Genomic DNA, 19120 nt, shown 5'->3' on the forward strand with positions numbered 1-19120 from the left:
ACGACGTAGATCTAATGTGGGAGCGGGCTTGCTCGCGAAAGCGGTCTGACAGTCAACGATGATGTTGAATGTGATGGCCTCTTCGCGAGCAAGCCCGCTCCCACATTGGTTTTGCGGTGCTCAGGCTGGCGCGTCGAGGTTCAAATGCAGGTTGTCGATCAACCGCGTCGTGCCCAGGAAGGCTGCCACCAGAATCACCAGATCCCGATCTTCCGCCGTCGCCGGACGCAAGGTCAGCGCATGACGAATTTCCAGATAGTCCACTCGCAGACCGGCGGCTTCGAGTTGCTTGATCTGCTCGTTGATCAACGTCGGGTAATCCCGCTCGCCCTGTTTAATTGCATCGGCAATATGGGTCAGGGTGCGATAGACCACCGGCGCGATGGCCCGCTGTTCTTCGTTGAGGAAACCATTGCGCGACGACAGCGCCAGACCGTCGGCCGCACGTACGGTAGGCTCACCGATAATCTGGATCGGCATGTTCAAGTCATGCACCAGGGCGCGAATCACCGCCAATTGCTGGAAGTCTTTCTGGCCGAAGATCGCCAGGTCCGGCTGGACCATGTTGAATAGCTTGCTGACTACGGTCGCTACCCCTTCGAAATGCCCCGGACGGCTGGCGCCGCACAGGCCCTCGGACAGTTGCGGAACACTGACGCGGGTCTGACCGGCCATGCCATCGGGGTACATTTCTTCGACGGTGGGTGCGAACAGCAGATGGCAACCGGCCTGAAGCAGTTTCTCCTGATCGGCGGCCAGGGTTCGCGGGTACTTGTCCAGGTCTTCGCCGGCGCCGAACTGCAGCGGGTTGACGAAAATGCTCGCGACCACGAAATCCACCCGTTGGGTGGCTTTGGTAATCAGCGCGATATGCCCGCTGTGCAGGTTGCCCATGGTCGGCACGAAGCCGATACGTTTACCTTCGCTACGGGCGCGGGCCACGGCGGCCCGCAGTTCGCGGACGGTTTTTACGGTGTTCATGCAGAGAATCCGTGTTCGATGCCAGGGAAAGTCGCCGCTTTGACTTCAGTGACGTAAGCGCTCAAGGCTGCCTGGACGCTGGTTTGGCCAGTCATGAAATTCTTCACGAATTTCGGCACGCGGCCGGTAATGGACAAGCCCAGCATGTCGTGCAGGACCAGCACCTGGCCGTCGGTGCCACTGCCGGCGCCGATGCCGATCACCGGGATTTTCACCGCCTGGGAGATTTCTTCGGCCAGTTCGCTGGGCACGCATTCGAGCAGCAGCATGGCCGCACCCGCCTGTTCCAGGGAAATCGCGTCGGCACGCATTTGCCGCGCCTGGTTCTCGTTGCGGCCCTGGACTTTATAGCCACCCAGGATGTTGACCGATTGCGGCGTCAGCCCCAGGTGCGCGCACACCGGGATGCCACGTTCGGCCAGCAGACGGATCGAGTCCGCGAGCCACAATGCTCCTTCAACCTTGACCATGTGTGCACCGGCCTGCATCAACAGGGCGCTGTTGGTCATGGTTTGTTCGAGGGTGGCGTAGGCCATGAAGGGCAGGTCGGCGAGGATCAGGGCATCGGTGTTGCCGCGTTTGACGGCTGCCACGTGGTAGGCCATTTCGGCGGTGGTCACCGGCAGGGTGCTGTCGTGACCTTGCAAGACCATGCCGAGTGAGTCGCCCACCAGCAGCACTTCAACCCCAGCCTCGTTGCAGGCGTGGGCGAAGGTCGCGTCATAGCAGGTCAGCATGGTGATCTTTTCACCTTTCTGCTTGAGGCTCTGGAGCGTGGTCAGGGTGATGGCTGGCATGAAAAAATCCTCATTACAGGCGCTATGGAAACTACTGCGAGTAACGCGCGTGATTCGTCATTTATACAGGCGCACCTTCTTTCGTGGTGCTTGTAAGGCCTGGATTGCGCCCTATGGCGCCGCGTTGGCGGCAGCGGGACGCCTATAGTCGTGAGGAGAACCCGGGAAGTCAATTGCGTGTGTTACCGCGTTGTTACGCGTGGGGTGTTACCGGCGTTACTGATGCGATTCAGCAGGTTTTTGCTGATGCAAATCTTTGATACGACAGAAACCATTGTGGGAGCGGGCTTGCCCGCGATGGCGGACTATCGGTCAACATTGATGTTGAATGTAAAGTCGCTATCGCGGGCAAGCCCGCTCCCACAGGGTTTTTTGTCAATTTTAAGAGAAGCGTTCCAACCCGACGAACGGGCAGGCAGCGAGTAATTCTGCGAGGGTGCGGCCATCGGCCAGGCGCAGATCAGCCGGTGCCAGCTCGGCCAGCGGATAGAGCACAAAGGCCCGTTCCTGCAGGTGATAGTGGGGAACTTTGAGGCGAGGTTCGTCGATCAATCGATCGCCGAACAGCACGATATCCAGATCCAGCGTGCGCGGGCCCCAGCGTTCAAGGCGCTCGCGGCCTTGTCCGTTCTCGATGGCTTGCAGCGCATCCAGCAGGTTCAGCGGCGCGAGGCTGCTGTCGAGGGCGGCGACCGCGTTGGTGTAACGCGGTTGACCGGGCAGCAGCGAGTCGCTTTGATAAAACCCGGAAACCCCGATCAGTTCGGTTTGCGGCAATTGCGCCAGCGCTGCGACAGCGCTGCGCAACTGTTCGGCGGGGTCAGCCAGATTGCTGCCCATGCCGATGTAGATGCGTTCCATGGCTTATTCGCCTGTAGCGCTCGGTGCGCCGGCCGCGCGCTTGCGCTTGGCACCGCCGCTGCGACGACGTTTGCGTGGAGCACCGGTACCGTCGTCCTTGCCGCTGAGGTCGCGGATCATGTCCCTGCGTTCGCTGTCGTTGGCGTCCTGATAATCGGTCCACCATTCGCCCAGGCCATCGGTCTGCTCCCCGGCGCTTTCGCGCAGCAGCAGGAAGTCGTAACCGGCACGGAACCGCGGATTGTCCAGTAACAGGTCGGCGCGTTTGCCGCTACGCCGTGGCAAGCGCTCCTGCATGTCCCAGATCTCTCGGATCGGCATGGTGAAGCGTTTCGGAATGGCGATGCGCTGGCACTGCTCGGCGATCAATTCGTGAGCGGCTTCCTGCATCGCCGGAATCGGCGGCATGCCGCGTTCTTGCAGGCGCAACACACGCGCCGGCAGGGCAGGCCAGAGCAGGGCGGCAAACAGGAACGCCGGGGTGACCGGCTTGTTCTGCTTGATTCGCAGGTCTGTGTTGATCAGTGCTTCACTGATCAACGTGTGGGTGTACGTCGGGCTGTACTCCAACGCTGCCGCACTCGCCGGGAACAGCGGATCGAACAGCTGCAGGTCGACCAGCATTTCGAAAGTGTCCGCTGCATGGCCGGAGAGGAACAACTTGAGCACTTCTTCGAACAGACGAGCCGACGGGATCTCACGCAACAACGGCGCCAGTTCGCGAATGGGCGTGGCGCTGTGTTTTTCGATGCCGAAATTCAGCTTGGCGGCGAAACGCACGGCCCGCAGCATCCGCACCGGGTCTTCCTGGTAGCGTTGCTTCGGATCGCCGATCAGGCGGATCAGGTGATTGCGGATGTCGTGTACGCCGTTGGCGTAGTCGAGAATGCGCTCGCTAACCGGATCGTAATACAAGGCGTTGATGGTGAAGTCGCGGCGTTGCGCGTCTTCTTCCAGAGTGCCATAGACGTTGTCACGCAATATGCGCCCGCTTTCATTACGAGACGATTGGTTGCTGTCTTCGTCTTCGTCGTTTTGCGGGTGATTGGCGCGGAAGGTCGCGACTTCAATGATTTCGCGGCCAAAGTGGATATGCACCAGTTTGAAACGCCGACCGATAATCCGCGCGTTGCGGAATTCGGCGCGTACCTGTTCAGGCGTGGCGCTGGTGGCGACGTCGAAATCTTTCGGCGTGATGCCGAGCAGCATGTCACGCACACAGCCGCCGACCAGGTAAGCCTGGTAACCGGCGTTCTGCAGGCGTTCGACGATATTCACCGCGTAACGGCTGAACTGTGCCTTTTGCAGCGAATGTTGGCCGCTGTTGAGCACTTCAGGCGTACTGCGAATGTGTTGCGTATGACGCTTGGGAGAACGGAATGACTGGAACAACTTCTTCAGCATGGGATGCACTGTTTGAAGGAATGTTCGGCCATAACGAAGAATGACCGCATGATGGGCGGGGATTCTAGCATTTAGTCGGGGGATGGTGTAGGAAGCTGCGCAAGCGTGTGAAGAGGATGTCGGCAGCAGGGGTAAACGGCAGAAACCACAAGGGGAGCCGAAGCTCCCCAAGAAGTAGTTGCATGCTCTATTTTTATTATTGGTTTCGGGCTTCTTGTTTTTGTTGAGCGCCCTCGCCATGAAGTTTTCCTTCATGACCCTCCCAATCGGGAGCCAAGAGCAAACGGATTGCTTTGGTCGCTGTGTTGCTGTGATCGTTCGATCCAACCAGTTCAGGCACTGTCTTGAGACAGTTTTTTATTATTCTCGGCCTGGTCGTGGGGCAAGCCCCAAATGCAACGCCTCTCCAAAAGAATCAGTTAGCTACGCCTCTCGCCGTCTTGTTTTTATTGTGCGTGAGTCGATTCGTCTTATTTTTATTGTCTTGTACATTGCTTGTTATTGTTCTTGTACTAAACATATAGCAGGGTGCGTGCCAACTTTTGCGAGGCCCAGTAAAACAAGGGGTTAGGCGGGCTGATGGTGTTTTTCGAGACCCAAAAAAACCGGGGCTTCGTTACCGTAAGCCCCGGCTTCTGTTACGCGAAAAAGCCGAGGTAACAGTTTTTTCACAATGTCATGTGTTACCCGCACATGCGACAGGTGCGGTTCAGCTCTCGCTGGCTACCCCGGTCTTGCGCCGCGGAATGCCCAGGCGCTGACGGCGCTCCCACAGGCATTTGCGACTGACCCCGAGTTTGCGGGCCAGTTCGGTTTCGGTCATGTGATCCTGATGCTCGAGCACGAAGTGCTGGAAGTAGTCTTCCAGGGACAAATCTTCGGTCGGTTCGTGGCTGGTGTTACCGGCGCCGTTGCCCTGCTGCGGCGCCAGGCCGATGAAGTCGTCGTCATCCAGATCGCTCAGTTCGATGTCGATGCCCAGCAGCTCGGCGGAAATTTCCGGGCTTTCGCACAGGATCACCGCGCGCTCGACCGCATTTTCCAGCTCGCGAACGTTACCCGGCCAGGAGTAATGCCGAATGGCCTGTTCGGCATCCTGGGCGAACTTCAGATCGGTACGGCCGACCCGTGCGCTCTGCCGCGCGAGGAATGCAGTGGCAATTTCATTGACGTCTGCGCCGCGTTCGCGCAAGGCCGGCAGTTTCAGGGCGATTACGTGAAGGCGGTAATACAAGTCTTCACGGAACTGCCCGATCTTCGCCAGGCTCTTGAGGTCCCGGTGCGTCGCGGCAATCAGGCGTACATCGACCTTCTGCGACTGGACCGAGCCCACCCGGCGGATTTCACCTTCCTGCAATACGCGCAACAGGCGGGCCTGGGCTTCCAGTGGCAGTTCACCGATTTCATCGAGGAACAAGGTGCCGCCGTCCGCCGCTTCCACCAACCCGGCACGCCCGGCACTGGCGCCGGTAAACGCGCCTTTTTCGTGGCCGAACAATTCGGACTCGATCAGGCTTTCCGGAATGGCCGCGCAGTTCACCGAAATCATCGGCGCCTTGGCGCGTTTAGACAGGTTGTGCAGGGCGCGTGCGACCAGTTCTTTACCGGTACCGGACTCGCCCTGGATCAGGACATTGGAATCGGTTGGCGCGACTTTGCGGATCTTGCTGTACAGGTCCTGCATCGGCGGGCAGGAGCCGATAATGCCGATTTCGCCGTTGCTGTTGTCGACACCATTTTTCGCAGCACCATTGCTCGTCTTGCCGACGACCGGTTCACCGCTGGCTTGCGCCGATTGCCGGTCACGCAGGATTCGTGCGACGGCCTGGAGCATTTCGTCGTGATCGAAAGGCTTGGCGATGTAATCCACCGCGCCCATTTTCATGGAGTCGACGGCCGAACGCAGGCTGGCGTAACTGGTCATGATCAGCACCGGAGTGCCCTGGCCAAGTTTGATCAACTCGGTACCGGGGGCGCCCGGCAGGCGCAGGTCGCTGACGATCAGGTCAAATGTGGGAATGCTGAAACGCTCTTGTGCTTCCTGCACGGATCCGGCTTCGCTGACCTGGTACTGGTTACGTTCCAGCAGACGGCGCAAGGCGGAGCGGATAATTGTTTCGTCTTCGACGATCAAAATGTGCGGCATTGATTCGATACTCTCGACGGTCTCAGTTCACAGCGGACGTCGCTTCGACATGACGCGGCAAAGTTACCCGGATACGGGTGCCGCGTTGGCTTTGAACATCAGCCGGGCTGTCGATGGTGATTTGTCCATAATGCTCTTCAACGATGGAATAGACCAGTGCAAGGCCCAGACCGGTGCCTTCGCCAGGGTCCTTGGTGGTGAAGAAAGGTTCGAACAGTCGGTCCATGATGCTCGAGGGAATACCACTGCCTTCGTCTTCGACGATCAGATCGACCGTGTGTTCGCCGGCTTCGCTTTTGACTCGCACCGCACTGCCCGGAGGCGAGGCGTCGCGGGCATTTGAGAGCAGGTTGATCAATACCTGGGCGAGCCGCTGCGGGTCACCTTCGACCCAGTGGTCGGGATCGCACAGGTTATAGAACTGTACTTCGAAATTGCGCCGGTTCAAGGCCAGCAGGCCGATGGCATCCTGGGCCACTTCCGCCAGACAGACGGGCTCGTCACTGTGCTGATAACTGCCGGCATGGGCGAAGCTCATCAGCGACTGAACGATGCGTGACACGCGTTTGGTCTGCTCGAGGATCTGCCCGCTGATTTCCGTGAGTTCGGTATCGTCCTCACGCTCTTCGCGCAAGTTCTGCGCGAGACAGGCAATGCCGGTGATCGGGTTGCCGATTTCATGGGCCACGCCGGCCGCCAGTCGACCGATGCTGGCCAAGCGCTCGGAGTGCACCAGTTTGTCTTCGAGCATCTGGGTTTCGGTCAAATCTTCCACCAGCAGCACCAGGCCACTGTTACCCGGCGCCAGCGGTTCATCGATCGCCGCTTTGTGCAGGTTCAGCCAGCGCGTCTGACCGTCGAGGGCCAGGTGCTGTTTGTGCAAATGCTCGTCCGGCAGATTGATGAAGCCTTGCAGCAGTTCTCTCCACGGATCGCCAATGGTGCTCAGGCGCGAACCGACCACACGCTGCGCGGCAATCCCGGTCAGTTCCTCCATGGCTTTGTTCCACATGAGGATTTCCTGATCCTTGGCCAGCGAGCACACGCCCATCGGCAATTCCTGCAAGGTCTGGCGGTGGTAGCGGCGCAGGGCATCGAGTTCAGCGGCAAGACCGGTGAGGCGCGAGTGGTAGTCCTCAAGACGGCTTTCGATGAAGTGGATGTCTTCGGTGACGTAGTTTTCTCCGCCAGCCTTGTAGGGCAGGAAGGTTTCGACCATGTCCTGCGCCACGCTTGGCCCCATCAGGCCGGAAAGGTTGGCTTCGATACGGTCACGCAAACGGCGCAAGGCGTATGGCCGGCGTTCATCGAACGGCAGATAGAGGTCACGCAGCGCCTGTTCGACTTCTTTCTGTGCTGCCTTGGCGCCCAATGGTTTTGCAAGCTGCGTGGCAAATTCCTGAGGCGAGGCTGCATGCAGTTCGCGGCGTTGCGGGCGGCGAACGTTGTCCACCGCACAGGCTTCGGCGGCGCTGGCTTCTTCAGGGCTGGCGTTGGTGAACAACGAGATCAGCGTGAACATCAGCACGTTGGCAGCCAGCGAGGCGATTGCTGCCATGTGCCAGCTGGTGTCGTCCAGCACGTAAATCATGTTCAACAGCGGAATGTAGAAGCCTTGCAGATTGCCGACCAGCGGCAGCAGCATGGTCACCAGCCACACCAGAATCCCCGCCAGCAGGCCTGCGATGAAGCCGCGACGGTTGGCGGTCGGCCAGTACAGCACCGACAACACCCCTGGCAGGAACTGCAACGTGGCGACGAAGGCGACGATGCCGAGGTTGGCCAGGTCCTGCTCGGCACCCAGCATCAGGTAGAAGCCGTAACCGGCCATGATGATCGCGACGATCAGCGCCCGGCGGGTCCATTTCAGCCAACGGTAAATATTGCCTTCGGCCGGCGGCTGATAGAGCGGCAGCACCAGATGGTTCAGCGCCATCCCGGAGAGCGCCAGCGTGGTGACGATGATCAAACCGCTGGCCGCTGACAATCCGCCGACATAGGCCAATAGCGCCAAGGCTTTGTTGTTGGCGGCGATGCCGATGCCCAGGGTGAAGTATTCCGGATTGGTCGTGGCGCCGAGTTTCAGCCCTGCCCAGAGAATCAGCGGCACCGCGAGGCTCATCAACAGCAAAAACAGCGGTAAACCCCAGCTCGCACTGACCAGCGAGCGCGGGTTGAGGTTTTCGGTAAAGGTCATGTGGTACATGTGCGGCATCACGATCGCCGAGGCGAAGAACACCAGCAGCAGCGTGCGCCACGGGCCTTCCTGCAATGGTGTGTGCAGGGCGGCGAGGGCGGTCTGGTTTTGCAGCAGCCACAGTTCCAGCTGCTGCGGGCCGTCGAACACGCCGTACAGCGCATACAGGCCGACGCCGCCAATCGCGATCAGTTTGATCACCGATTCGAAGGCAATCGCGAACACCAGGCCTTCATGTTTCTCGCGGGTAGCGATGTGGCGTGAGCCGAAGAAAATCGTGAACAGCGTAATCAGTGCGCAGAAGCTCAGCGCCACGCGATGCTGCACCGGCTCGCGGGTGAGGATGCTGATGGAATCGGCCACTGCCTGAATCTGCAGTGCCAGCAACGGCAGCACGCCGATCAGCATGAAAATTGTCGTCAGTGCGCCGGCCCAAGTGCTGCGGAAACGAAACGCGAACAAGTCGGCCAGGGACGAGAGTTGATAAGTGCGGGTGATTTTCAGGATCGGGTACAGAAGCACCGGCGCCAGCAGAAACGCTCCGGAAACCCCGAGGTAGCTGGACAGAAAACCGTAGCCGTACTGATAGGCCAGGCCCACCGTGCCGTAAAACGCCCAGGCACTGGCGTAGACGCCCAGCGACAGGGTGTACGTCAGCGGGTGGCGAATGATCGCCCGGGGGATCATCCCCCGTTCGCTGATCCAGGCCACGCCGAACAGCACCGCCAGGTACGCGGCGCTGATCAGGATCATCTGGGTCAGGCTAAAGCTCATCGGCATCTTTTTGGCTCTGCAGGATGAAGGTCACGACAATCAGAATCAGCCAGAGCAAATAAGGGCGATACCAGGCGCCCGTGGCGTCGATCCACCAATCCATGATGGCCGGGGAGAACAGATAAATCCCCACTACCAGGAGCAGGACCAAGCGATAGATGTACATCCCGGCCTCTCTTTTTTATGCGCGTGCCCGAAAACGTGCGGCGATGGTAACGGATGGGCGCGCCACTGCAAGTGGCATCACTGCAGTTGCGCTTCAGGCAACGTCAGTGTGCGCGGGATCAGCGATGCATCCCAGTGGGTAATCCCCCAGTTCAGCACTTGCCGTGGCGTGGCGTCATTCAGTTCGGTCGCCGGTTTGTGCCCCAGCGCCCGCAATGCGCGCAGCAACAGCGGCGTGGCCTGATCTTCGGTCAGCGGCGGCGAGCGATAGGATTTGCCGAGTTTGTGGCCGTCAGGCTGGGTAATCAGCGGGATGTGCAGGTAGCGCGGTTGCGGCAGGCCCAGCAGTTCTTGCAGATAGAGCTGGCGCGGCGTGGAATCCAGCAGATCGGCGCCTCGCACGATATCGGTGATGCCTTGCCAGGCGTCGTCCAGCACCACTGCCAATTGATAGGCGTAGAGCCCATCGCGGCGGCGGATCACGAAATCACCCACCTCCCGCCCCAGATGTTGACGGAACTCGCCCTGCACCCGGTCGATGAAGTGGTATTCCAGTTCCGGTACACGCAGGCGGATCGCGGCGTTCTCGGTGCCGTGCCCTGCGTTGCGGCAGAACCCGGGATAGATGCCGTGATACGGCTCCAATTGCTTGCGCGAGCAGGTGCAAGCGTAGGCCAGGCCCTGATTGAACAGGCGATTGATGACTTCGTCATAGGCAGCGTGCCGGTCACTCTGTCGGACCATGTCGCCATCCCAATCGAACCCGTAGCTTTCCAGCGCCTTGAGAATCGCTGCCTGAGCGCCGGGCTCTTCCCGTGGCGGATCGAGATCTTCCATGCGCACCAACCAGCGGCCGCCGACCGAACGGGCGTCGAGGTAGGAGGCCAGTGCTGCGACCAGCGAACCGAAGTGCAAGTGGCCGCTGGGTGTAGGAGCGAAACGGCCGATGTAAAGAGGGGAAGTCGTAGCAGTCATGGACGAATGTTACTTCTCTGGTCGTGCGCAAGTCCCTGTGGGAGCGAGCCTGCTCGCGAAGGGGGCATCAGCTCCAACATTAGTGTTGCCTGACACACCGCATTCGCGAGCAGGCTCGCTCCCACAGATTTGCTGCCAGGGCAAATGTCAGAAACAAAAAAACGGAGCGTTCGCACGCTCCGTTCTTCGTTCAAGTCGCCAAGATTACTTGCCGACTTGCTTTTCCTTGATTTCCGCCAGGGTCTTGCAGTCAACGCACATGTCGGCGGTAGGGCGGGCTTCCAGTCGCTTGACGCCGATTTCGACGCCGCAGGACTCGCACCAGCCGTATTCTTCGTCTTCGATCAATTGCAGGGTTTTGTCGATTTTCTTGATCAGCTTGCGCTCGCGGTCGCGGGCGCGCAATTCGAGGCTGAATTCCTCTTCCTGGCTGGCACGGTCTGCCGGGTCAGGAAAGTTGGCCGCTTCGTCTTTCATGTGATCAACAGTACGGTCGACTTCCTGCATCAAGTCCTGTTTCCACTTGTTCAGGATCTTGGTGAAGTGAGCGCGCATGGGCTTGCCCATGTACTCTTCGCCCTTCACTTCTTTGTAGGGTTCGAAGCCGCTGATCGACTGGTTCTGCTGTTGCTTTGCTTGGGTGGGCATGAAATGGACCGCCTCTACTCTTGTAATCCATTGCGCAGGATTGCTCCATCACCGACACCTGCCGGCCCTGCGGCTGCAAGCGGGCGAACTTACCAGATCAAATCGGACCGCGCTACTCCCGGATGTCGAGCCCGCGGCCCGTGGGCCTTGCAAAAGATTGCAAAGCCTTGCCTGGTGGCTCTGGAGACCTGATCAATTATTGATTTTAGTCAAACCTGGAGCATACGCTTGAACCGTTTGAGACCAGCGTTATATGGGCTCTGACCGCTTTAGGTTCTCGCTCGTTCCTGCGCTTGGGTAGAATCGATTCTTTTCCCCGTTGTAAGGAAGGCTAATGGCTCTGTCCTACAGTGCGCGCAGTCGCGCTATCGAACCGTTTCACGTCATGGCCCTGCTGGCGCGAGCCAACGAGTTGCAAGCAGCCGGGCACGACGTGATTCATCTGGAAATCGGCGAGCCGGACTTCACCACCGCCGAGCCGATCATCCAGGCCGGCCAGGCCGCGTTGACGGCGGGGAAGACCCGTTACACCGCTGCCCGCGGCATTCCTGAGCTGCGTGAAGCCATTTCGGGCTTTTATCAGCAACGTTACGGGCTGAACATCGATCCGCAACGAATTCTCATCACGCCCGGCGGTTCAGGCGCGTTGCTGTTGGCCAGCGCCTTGCTGGTGGACCCAGGTAAACACTGGCTGCTGGCAGACCCGGGTTACCCGTGCAACCGGCATTTCCTGCGGTTGGTGGAAGGCGCGGCGCAACTGGTGCCGGTCGGCCCGGACGTGCGTTATCAGCTGACCCCGGACCTGGTGGCGCGCCACTGGGATCACGACAGCGTCGGCGCCCTGGTGGCATCGCCGGCCAACCCGACCGGGACCATCCTGACCCGCGACGAATTGGCCGGGCTCTCTGCAGCGATCAAGGCCCGCCACGGCCATTTGGTGGTCGACGAGATCTACCATGGCCTGACGTACGGCACGGATGCGGCCAGCGTGCTGGAAGTCGATGACAGCGCCTTCGTCCTTAATAGTTTTTCCAAGTATTTCGGCATGACCGGCTGGCGTCTCGGTTGGCTGGTCGCGCCAGAAGCGGCGGTCGGTGAGCTGGAGAAGCTCGCCCAAAACCTCTACATCAGTGCGCCGAGCATGGCCCAGCACGCCGCATTGGCTTGCTTCGAACCCGCCACTATTCAAATTTTCGAGGAGCGCCGCGCCGAGTTCGGACGACGTCGTGATTTCCTGTTGCCAGCCCTGCGTGAATTGGGCTTCGGTATTGCCGTAGAGCCGGAAGGTGCTTTCTATTTGTACGCCGATATCAGCAAGTTCGGCGGCGATGCCTTCGCGTTTTGCCGACATTTCCTCGAAACCGAGCACGTCGCGATTACGCCGGGCCTGGACTTCGGTCGTTATCAGGCTGGGCATCATGTGCGGTTTGCCTACACCCAAAGTCTTCCACGTTTGCAGGAAGCGGTTGAGCGGATCGCTCGTGGTTTGCGGAGCTGGCAAGGCTGATGCGTTTTCATCCTCCCCTCGAAGAAGGTCGCTTGATTCGTCGCTACAAACGTTTTCTCGCCGATATCGAAACCGTTAGCGGCGAGTTGCTGACTATTCACTGCCCAAACACCGGTTCGATGCTTAATTGCCAAGTCGAAGGCGGGCAGGTCTGGTTCAGCCGTTCCAACGACCCCAAGCGTAAATTGCCCGGCACCTGGGAAGTCGGGGAAACCCCGCAAGGGCGGTTGTTCTGCGTAAACACCGGGCGCGCCAACGGTTTGATCGAAGAGGCGTTGCGGGCCAATGTCATCACCGAGCTGAACGGCTTTACCGAACTGAAGCGCGAAGTGGCCTACGGTCAAGAGAGCAGCCGCATCGATTTCCGTCTCGACTACCCGAGCGGGCCAGCCTATGTAGAAGTCAAAAGCGTCACCCTGGGCTTCGATGGCTCGTTGGTGGCGGCATTTCCAGACGCAGTGACCCAGCGCGGGGCCAAACATTTGCGGGAGTTGGCGCATTTGGCCCGGGACGGGATTCGTGCCGTGCAATTGTATTGCGTGAACCTGACCGGCATCGACGCCGTGCGTCCTGCTGAAGAAATCGATTCGGCCTACGCGGCTGCGTTACGCGAAGCGGTGGCGTGCGGGGTCGAAGTGCTGGCGTATGGCGTGCACTTGACCCACGAAGAGATGGTGGTTGATCGGCGCCTGGAGGTGCTGTTAAACGGTTAGCCAGATCCCTTGCTCGTCTTCGCGGCAGGGAATGGTGGTCAGGGATTGCCCGGCGCACGGGCCGGCGACGCATTCGCCGTCTTCGATCAGAAACAGTGCGCCATGGGTGGCGCACTGGATCAGGCTGTTGCTGGGGTCGAGAAACTGGTCGGGTTTCCATTCCAGTCCGACGCCCCGGTGCGGGCAGCGATTTTCATACACATACACCCGGCCGCCCCGACGCACGGCGAAGAGCTTTTGACCATCAACGTCGAAACCGCGACTGCTGGCGTCAGCCAATTCGGCGCCTGTGCAAAGAAGCTTCATGTCTATCCTCAAGTCCCGCAGCTCGTGAGCGGATATGTCCGAGCTTGACGTTCAAATGCAAGCAAATATCAAATGGCCGCTCACCCCCAGGGCGATTGCCGGAGGCCGAGGATACTTGGCCTGTTCTCTCGATGCCCGGCAAAACTTTTCAAGGAAGCTGTTTATGCGCCTGAGTGCGACCTGCCAATGACCGTTCTGGTTAAACCCCGTGCATTATTCATTGGCCTGAGCCTGCTGTGTTTGCTGGCGATCTGGTTGTCGCTGGCGTTGGGTCCGGTGAGTTTGCCGTTGTTCGACACGTTACGCGCGGCGTTGCGGCTGATGGGTTTACCCATCGCGCCCGACGGGTTGGAGCAGGCCGAGTTGATCCTGGGGCGGATTCGCTTGCCGCGAACCTTGCTCGGCTTGGCGGTGGGCGGCGTTTTGGCGCTGTCCGGCGTGGCGATGCAGGGCCTGTTTCGCAACCCTCTGGCCGATCCGGGATTGGTGGGAGTCTCCAGCGGCGCGGCATTGGGCGCAGCCATCGCGATTGTCGGCGGCTCGGTGTTCGGCGGTCTGCCGGAATCCTTCGGGCCTTACCTGTTATCGGTGTGCGCGTTTCTCGGTGGGCTGGGTGTAACGGCGCTGGTCTATCGACTGGGGCGACGCAATGGCCAGACCAACGTCGCCACCATGCTGCTGGCCGGTATTGCATTGACTGCCCTGGCCGGTTCGGCGGTAGGGTTATTCACCTATCTGGCGGATGACGCGACCCTGCGCACCTTGACGTTCTGGAACCTGGGCAGCCTTAACGGCGCCAGTTATTCGCGACTTTGGCCGTTGTTGCTAGTGAGCACCGGTGTGGCGCTGTGGCTGCCGCGTCGGGCCAAGGCCTTGAATGCATTGTTGCTGGGGGAGTCAGAGGCCGGTCATCTGGGTATTGATGTCGAAAGGCTTAAGCGCGAACTGGTGTTCTGCACGGCACTGGGCGTCGGCGCGGCGGTAGCGGCAGCGGGGATGATCGGGTTTGTCGGCCTGGTGGTGCCGCATCTGGTACGGCTGCTGGCCGGTCCCGATCATCGGGTGTTGTTGCCGGCGTCGGTATTGGCGGGGGCCAGTCTCTTGTTGTTTGCCGATCTGGTGGCGCGGCTGGCCCTGGCGCCGGCCGAGTTGCCGATCGGGATTGTCACGGCTTTCATCGGTGCACCGTTCTTTCTGTATTTACTGCTCAGGGGGCGTGCCTGATGTTGCGCGCGCAGAATCTGCAAATCCGGCGAGGCCGAAAGATTGTCCTTACGGGCATCACGCTTGAGCTCAAACCGGGCGAAGTGCTCGGCGTGCTGGGCCCCAATGGTGCCGGTAAAAGCACATTGCTCGGTGCCCTATGCGGCGAATTGCAGGCGGACCACGGCAGCGTCTGGCTCGATGAGCGCGAGCTGAATCATTGGGCCGGGGCGCAGCGAGCCCAGCGTTTGGCGGTGTTGCCGCAGGTGTCGACCCTGGACTTTGCCTTTCGCGTCGAAGAAGTGGTCGGCATGGGGCGTTTGCCTTATCAAAGCGGCCGGGTCAGGGATGACGAAATCGTCGCCGCCGCGCTGCACGCGGCCGATGCGCAGCACCTGAGTGGTCGTAGTTATCTGGCATTGTCCGGTGGTGAGCGTCAGCGGGTGCACCTGGCACGCGTCCTGGCGCAGTTGTGGCCGGGGGAGGCGGGGCAAACGTTGTTGCTCGACGAACCGACGTCGATGCTCGACCCGCTGCACCAACACACCACTCTGCAAGCGGTGCGCGAGTTCGCCAATCGTGGTGCCGCGGTGCTGGTGATCCTGCATGATCTGAACCTGGCGGCACGCTATTGTGATCGTCTATTACTGCTCGAAGGTGGGCGTCCCGTGGCGCTGGATACGCCGGAGCAGGTATTGCGCCCGGAACCGCTCAAGGCCGTGTTCGGGCTGGAAGTACTGGTGCAACCGCACCCGGAGCGTGGGCATCCGCTGATCATCGCCCGCTGAGCATTTCATCGAGGTGAGAACATGCGTGTGATGGTGATCCTGGCTGTGCTGTTACTGAGTGCCTGTCAGCATGTGCCGGTGGTGCCGCCACCCGTCAGCGGCGAGATCCGGGACCTGCGCAGCGGGCAAACCCTGACCGCGCAGGAACTGCTTGCACGGTTGGCCAAGCCTTCGCGGTTGATCGTCGGCGAGCAGCATGACAATCGTGATCACCATCAACTGCAATTGTGGTTATTACAGACGCTGAATGAGCGGCGGCCCCAAGGCAGTCTACTGCTGGAAATGCTCACGCCGGATCAACAAGTGCGCGTCGATCACGTTAAGCATTCTTCACCGCTACCCGCTGACTTGCCCAATGCGTTGGCCTGGCAACCGGGTTGGGAGTGGAATCTGTACGGGCCGATCGTTGGTTTTGCCCTGACTCAGCCGTACCCGTTGCTGGCGGCCAATCTGGATACGCTTGAAGTCCGTAATGTCTACGCCAACCCCCCGGCATTGAGCGGTTCGCGCTCCAACGCCCCGATGGTCAAGGAGACGTTGCTGGCACAAATCAGCGATTCCCACTGCGGCTTGCTGCCCACATCGCAAATGCCCGCGATGCTGGCCGTCCAGCAGCAACGTGACCGGCGGATGGCCGGGCGATTACTGGCCGCCCCTGCGCCTTCACTGCTGTTTGCTGGCGCGTACCATGCACGCAAGGATGTCGGGGTGCCGATCCATGTGCAGGACTTGGGTGAGTCTGAAGCGCCGATGGTATTGATGCTGGCGGAGCGGGGCGCAGAGGTCACGCCGGCCATGGCCGATTACGTTTGGTATACGCCCGCCACGCCACCGCAGGATTACTGCGCGCAAATGCGTAAACAGTTCGGCAAGCAGTCAGGGCAGTAAAACCTGGCGAGTTTTCCACAGGCAAAAAAAGACCCGGCAAGAGCCGGGTCAAATAACCGTGATTAGCCTGATGAGGAGATAATCTGAGAGTCCGAACCAAGGGCTTTTCAGAATATCGACCAGTCTCGCGACCAGTTGTGATAATCATAGCGATTCTCATTACCAAGTCAACCGCTGATTTTCAATTTCTGTGGATCTCACCAGTTCCTTTGGTGAAGGCCTTGCAATCATTGCTCTTCAGGCTGTGTGCGTAAGCGTAATTACCCGTTCAAATCTTGTGGCGTGACGAGATGGCGTCCAGTTGTTTGTTCAAAGCTTCCTTGCGTTCGGCGGGAATGTCGTTCCAGTGAACATCCATCAGTGCGCCTTCGATCGCATACAACAACACCTTGGAAGCCCGAAAACCGCGCGTGCGCACGGCCCGATAAGCATCCACAGCTCCCAGCCGACGCAAGTCCGATGCACTGTGGATGCCCACGGCATGCAGCCATTGCGCCGACGTCTTGCCAAGATTCTTCAGGTGTTGCAGTTCATCATTCATCAAGCCTCCTTGCGACAGCCGAACGGTGCGTGGGCGAGCCTCTCAGCAGTGTAGCCATCAGTAGGAAAAGCGTGATTGTTTGGTCGGTTTCGACGTAAAAGCTTCTAAGACGCGGGCTCTGGAAGTGGCGGGAAAAGGCTGCGAGTGCGGTCGGAAGGTGTGAGTTTCGGGGGGTAAAAAAAGTACAAGTCCAGCGCAAGGCAGGTGCGCCGGACTTGGTAGAGCGTCGCTTTTAGCGGGTGCGATAACGCAGTCGCGTACCGAAATTCATCGACATCAGAATCTCATCGGCACTCAGCTCTGGCGGGAAGTACGCGCCGGAGATCTGTGCGTGGGCCAGGCTCGCGCCTTCCAGGGAAGAGTTGCGAAAGTCGATGCCGCGCAAGTCGGCGGAGCGGAAATAGGCATCGGTGAAGTCGACGCCGTCGGCGTTCAGTTCACGCAGATCGAGACCACGGAAGTCGCCACCGACCATGTCGATGGGGCCATCTTTCGGGCGCTCGTTGTTAAAGCCTGTGATGTCGTCTTTGTGCAGCAAGGCATAAAGCGGGGTGTCGAGAAGTTTCGGCTGGCTCATGTCGCATCACCTGATGGTTTTATGGCGCCAGTATAGTGCCACTATTTGATAGCCGTGAAGCCGGTGAGGGCTTCACGGTTGAAATAGTTTCTTACAGGCCTGGCAGACGTTGGCGGATCTGCGCAACGACGGTATCGAGCGTGCCACTTTCATTGGTCTGGACGCGTTTGCTGCAGAGAATTTCTGCTGGCGTCAGGGCCTCGCGGCTGGCTTGCTGGACGGCGATAACGGCCAGGTTGGCGTCGGACGGATCGTTATTGTCTGCCTGACGTTGCTTCAGCCAGCTCTCGATCACCGCTTGCGGTGCGTCGCAGTCGAGGATGAGGAACGGCGCGCCCGTGGCTTCGGCGATTTTTGCCGCGCCGTCGCGTTGGTCGCGCTTGAGGTACGTGGCATCGACCACCACCGGGAAACCGGCATGCAAAATTACACCGGCGATTTCATGCAGACGGCTATAGGTGGCGGCGCTGGCGTCAGCACTATAGATGCCGGCCTGCGGGTCGTTCGGTACGATTTGCTCGCCGAACATACGCTTGCGCTCGACGTCGGAACGCAGGCGAATGGCGCCGAGGGCTTCCACCAGGCGCATGGCCACGTGGCTTTTACCGACAGCGGAAACACCGTGGGTAATCGCCAGGAAACGCGAAGGAATGGTGCTGTAGCTTTCCGCCAGATTGGCGTAGTTGCGGTACTGACGCAGCGTGGTAGCGCGCTGCACCGGATCGGCCTCGGCCGGCATGCTGAACAGGCTGACCTTGGCGCGAACCAGTGCGCGGTAGGCTTTATAGAAGTTCAGCAGCTCAAGGCCCTGATAGTCGCCGGTCAGTTCCAGGTATTGGCTGATGAAACGGCGCGCCAGGCTCTTCAGGCCACGGTCTTCCAGGTCCATGGCCAGGAAGCCGGTGTCGGCGTAAACGTCGGTGAAGCGGAACGGTTCGTTGAACTCGATGCAGTCGAAGATCACCACGTTGCCGTCGATCACGGTGGCGTTGCCCAAGTGAATGTCACCGTGGCATTCACGAATGAAACCGTCGGCCTTGCGCTGGGCGAATAGCGGCTTGAGGCGTTCGAAGCTGCTTTCGGCCCAGGCTTGCAGCGCCTCGAGTTGTAGCAGATCGGCCTTGTCGCTGAGGAACGGACGGATCTGTTCGAAGTTCTGCCGTACCGGCGCCATCACGCTGTCCGGCGTACCGGCTTCGTGCTCGGCAGGCACTTTCGGCGCGCTGAGGTGGAATTGAGCGATCTGCGCCGCCATCTCGTCGATGTGCGTGGTGGTCAATTCGCCATTGGCTTGCAGAGTGCTGAGCAATTGGCTTTGTGGGAACTGACGCATTTTAAGGGCGTAATCGACAACCGGGCCATCGCCACCCAGTTGCGGCGCCTCGGCGCTGCCAGTGATAGGCAACACTTCCAGATACAAATCATGGGTCAGGCGCTGGTTCAGGCGCAGCTCTTCAGCACAGAAATGCTCGCGAGCCTCGAGGCTGGTGAAGTCGAGGAAGCCGAAATTCACTGGCTTCTTCACTTTATAAGCGTAGGGGCCGGTGAGCAGCACCCACGAAATATGGGTTTCGATGACCTGAAACCCTTCTACGGGATGCGGGTAGAGGGCCGGGTTTTGCAGGGCAGCGATCAGGGACTGGCTCACA

At 59.8% G+C, this 19120-nt stretch carries 18 protein-coding genes; 5 read left to right on the top strand and 13 right to left on the bottom strand.

Features of this window, described 5'->3' with window-relative positions:
• Positions 1–120 precede the first annotated feature (120 nt).
• From panC to dksA, 9 genes are all read right to left on the bottom strand, one after another.
• Entirely contained in the window at positions 121–981 is an 861-nt protein-coding gene (gene panC / locus IB250_RS20730; RefSeq protein WP_192345421.1) for a pantoate--beta-alanine ligase, read from the bottom strand.
• Positions 978–1778, bottom strand: coding sequence for a 3-methyl-2-oxobutanoate hydroxymethyltransferase (gene panB / locus IB250_RS20735; protein ID WP_192345422.1), 801 nt, complete (start codon positions 1776–1778; stop codon positions 978–980). Before panB ends, panC begins: the two co-directional genes overlap by 4 nt.
• Before the next feature lie 381 nt (positions 1779–2159).
• The gene (folK, locus tag IB250_RS20740; RefSeq protein ID WP_192345423.1) at positions 2160–2639 is read right to left on the bottom strand and encodes a 2-amino-4-hydroxy-6-hydroxymethyldihydropteridine diphosphokinase; all 480 of its coding nucleotides are present in this window, start codon (positions 2637–2639) and stop codon (positions 2160–2162) included.
• Between the two features lie 3 nt (positions 2640–2642).
• Positions 2643–4043 (bottom strand): polynucleotide adenylyltransferase PcnB, encoded by a 1401-nt coding sequence (locus IB250_RS20745; RefSeq protein ID WP_192345424.1) that lies wholly within the window; start codon positions 4041–4043, stop codon positions 2643–2645.
• A gap of 709 nt (positions 4044–4752) precedes the next feature.
• On the bottom strand, positions 4753–6189 hold the full coding sequence (locus tag IB250_RS20750; RefSeq protein WP_123497191.1) for a sigma-54-dependent transcriptional regulator: 1437 nt from the start codon (positions 6187–6189) through the stop codon (positions 4753–4755).
• A 22-nt stretch (positions 6190–6211) separates the two neighbouring features.
• Positions 6212–9166 (bottom strand): sensor histidine kinase, encoded by a 2955-nt coding sequence (locus tag IB250_RS20755; RefSeq protein WP_192345425.1) that lies wholly within the window; start codon positions 9164–9166, stop codon positions 6212–6214.
• A complete protein-coding gene (locus IB250_RS20760; protein WP_003176118.1) occupies positions 9150–9326 on the bottom strand; it encodes a hypothetical protein in 177 nt (58 codons plus the stop codon). The genes IB250_RS20755 and IB250_RS20760 overlap by 17 nt, the downstream gene beginning before the upstream one ends.
• Positions 9327–9403: 77 nt before the next feature.
• Positions 9404–10300, bottom strand: a complete 897-nt coding sequence (gene gluQRS / locus IB250_RS20765; RefSeq protein ID WP_192345426.1) for a tRNA glutamyl-Q(34) synthetase GluQRS — start codon at positions 10298–10300, stop codon at positions 9404–9406.
• A gap of 204 nt (positions 10301–10504) precedes the next feature.
• Positions 10505–10948, bottom strand: coding sequence for an RNA polymerase-binding protein DksA (dksA, locus tag IB250_RS20770; protein ID WP_030130357.1), 444 nt, complete (start codon positions 10946–10948; stop codon positions 10505–10507).
• 334 nt (positions 10949–11282) lie between these two features.
• Between dksA and IB250_RS20775 the strand changes: the two genes are divergently transcribed.
• Positions 11283–12455: a pyridoxal phosphate-dependent aminotransferase gene (locus IB250_RS20775; protein WP_052967680.1), complete on the top strand. Its 1173-nt coding sequence runs from the start codon at positions 11283–11285 to the stop codon at positions 12453–12455.
• The gene (gene sfsA / locus IB250_RS20780) at positions 12455–13168 is read left to right on the top strand and encodes a DNA/RNA nuclease SfsA (RefSeq protein WP_192345427.1); all 714 of its coding nucleotides are present in this window, start codon (positions 12455–12457) and stop codon (positions 13166–13168) included. Before IB250_RS20775 ends, sfsA begins: the two co-directional genes overlap by 1 nt.
• Here the strand turns inward: sfsA and IB250_RS20785 are convergent.
• The gene (locus tag IB250_RS20785) at positions 13157–13474 is read right to left on the bottom strand and encodes a Rieske (2Fe-2S) protein (RefSeq protein WP_192345428.1); all 318 of its coding nucleotides are present in this window, start codon (positions 13472–13474) and stop codon (positions 13157–13159) included. The two genes, sfsA and IB250_RS20785, sit on opposite strands and share 12 nt — an antisense overlap.
• Before the next feature lie 240 nt (positions 13475–13714).
• Here IB250_RS20785 and IB250_RS20790 point away from each other — a divergent pair, with 240 nt between their 5' ends.
• The 3 genes from IB250_RS20790 to IB250_RS20800 are packed head-to-tail and all read left to right on the top strand — an operon-like array spanning position 13715 to position 16353.
• A complete protein-coding gene (locus IB250_RS20790; RefSeq protein ID WP_192345442.1) occupies positions 13715–14698 on the top strand; it encodes a FecCD family ABC transporter permease in 984 nt (327 codons plus the stop codon).
• Complete coding sequence (locus IB250_RS20795) at positions 14698–15465, top strand: heme ABC transporter ATP-binding protein (RefSeq protein WP_192345429.1); 768 nt, start codon at positions 14698–14700, stop codon at positions 15463–15465. Before IB250_RS20790 ends, IB250_RS20795 begins: the two co-directional genes overlap by 1 nt.
• A 21-nt stretch (positions 15466–15486) precedes the next feature.
• Positions 15487–16353, top strand: coding sequence for a ChaN family lipoprotein (locus IB250_RS20800; protein ID WP_192345430.1), 867 nt, complete (start codon positions 15487–15489; stop codon positions 16351–16353).
• Positions 16354–16621: 268 nt separating this feature from the next.
• On the opposite strand, the gene IB250_RS20805 is transcribed toward IB250_RS20800, so the two are convergent.
• The 3 genes from IB250_RS20805 to IB250_RS20815 all read right to left on the bottom strand — a co-directional run bounded on the left by IB250_RS20805 (position 16622) and on the right by IB250_RS20815 (position 19119).
• Positions 16622–16894 (bottom strand): TfoX/Sxy family protein, encoded by a 273-nt coding sequence (locus tag IB250_RS20805; RefSeq protein WP_007902045.1) that lies wholly within the window; start codon positions 16892–16894, stop codon positions 16622–16624.
• A 232-nt stretch (positions 16895–17126) separates the two neighbouring features.
• Complete coding sequence (locus IB250_RS20810) at positions 17127–17471, bottom strand: pentapeptide repeat-containing protein (protein WP_052967693.1); 345 nt, start codon at positions 17469–17471, stop codon at positions 17127–17129.
• Between the two features lie 91 nt (positions 17472–17562).
• Positions 17563–19119, bottom strand: coding sequence for an AAA family ATPase (locus tag IB250_RS20815; RefSeq protein ID WP_192345431.1), 1557 nt, complete (start codon positions 19117–19119; stop codon positions 17563–17565).
• Position 19120 lies beyond the last annotated feature (1 nt).

Origin of the sequence: Pseudomonas sp. PDM09, assembly GCF_014852305.1 — a bacterium.
In the GTDB taxonomy this organism is placed as follows: domain Bacteria; phylum Pseudomonadota; class Gammaproteobacteria; order Pseudomonadales; family Pseudomonadaceae; genus Aquipseudomonas.

Bases quoted from the DNA above. Each gene is read 5' to 3' on its own strand.
- IB250_RS20805 (WP_007902045.1), bottom strand. From the start codon at position 16,894: ATGAATGATGAACTGCAACACCTGAAGAATCTTGGCAAGACGTCGGCG.
- IB250_RS20785 (WP_192345428.1), bottom strand. From the start codon at position 13,474: ATGAAGCTTCTTTGCACAGGCGCCGAATTGGCTGACGCCAGCAGTCGC.
- folK (WP_192345423.1), bottom strand. From the start codon at position 2,639: ATGGAACGCATCTACATCGGCATGGGCAGCAATCTGGCTGACCCCGCC.
- IB250_RS20810 (WP_052967693.1), bottom strand. From the start codon at position 17,471: ATGAGCCAGCCGAAACTTCTCGACACCCCGCTTTATGCCTTGCTGCAC.
- IB250_RS20775 (WP_052967680.1), top strand. From the start codon at position 11,283: ATGGCTCTGTCCTACAGTGCGCGCAGTCGCGCTATCGAACCGTTTCAC.
- IB250_RS20800 (WP_192345430.1), top strand. From the start codon at position 15,487: ATGCGTGTGATGGTGATCCTGGCTGTGCTGTTACTGAGTGCCTGTCAG.
- panC (WP_192345421.1), bottom strand. From the start codon at position 981: ATGAACACCGTAAAAACCGTCCGCGAACTGCGGGCCGCCGTGGCCCGC.
- dksA (WP_030130357.1), bottom strand. From the start codon at position 10,948: ATGCCCACCCAAGCAAAGCAACAGCAGAACCAGTCGATCAGCGGCTTC.
- IB250_RS20760 (WP_003176118.1), bottom strand. From the start codon at position 9,326: ATGTACATCTATCGCTTGGTCCTGCTCCTGGTAGTGGGGATTTATCTG.
- IB250_RS20755 (WP_192345425.1), bottom strand. From the start codon at position 9,166: ATGCCGATGAGCTTTAGCCTGACCCAGATGATCCTGATCAGCGCCGCG.
- sfsA (WP_192345427.1), top strand. From the start codon at position 12,455: ATGCGTTTTCATCCTCCCCTCGAAGAAGGTCGCTTGATTCGTCGCTAC.
- IB250_RS20750 (WP_123497191.1), bottom strand. From the start codon at position 6,189: ATGCCGCACATTTTGATCGTCGAAGACGAAACAATTATCCGCTCCGCC.
- IB250_RS20795 (WP_192345429.1), top strand. From the start codon at position 14,698: ATGTTGCGCGCGCAGAATCTGCAAATCCGGCGAGGCCGAAAGATTGTC.
- gluQRS (WP_192345426.1), bottom strand. From the start codon at position 10,300: ATGACTGCTACGACTTCCCCTCTTTACATCGGCCGTTTCGCTCCTACA.
- IB250_RS20745 (WP_192345424.1), bottom strand. From the start codon at position 4,043: ATGCTGAAGAAGTTGTTCCAGTCATTCCGTTCTCCCAAGCGTCATACG.
- panB (WP_192345422.1), bottom strand. From the start codon at position 1,778: ATGCCAGCCATCACCCTGACCACGCTCCAGAGCCTCAAGCAGAAAGGT.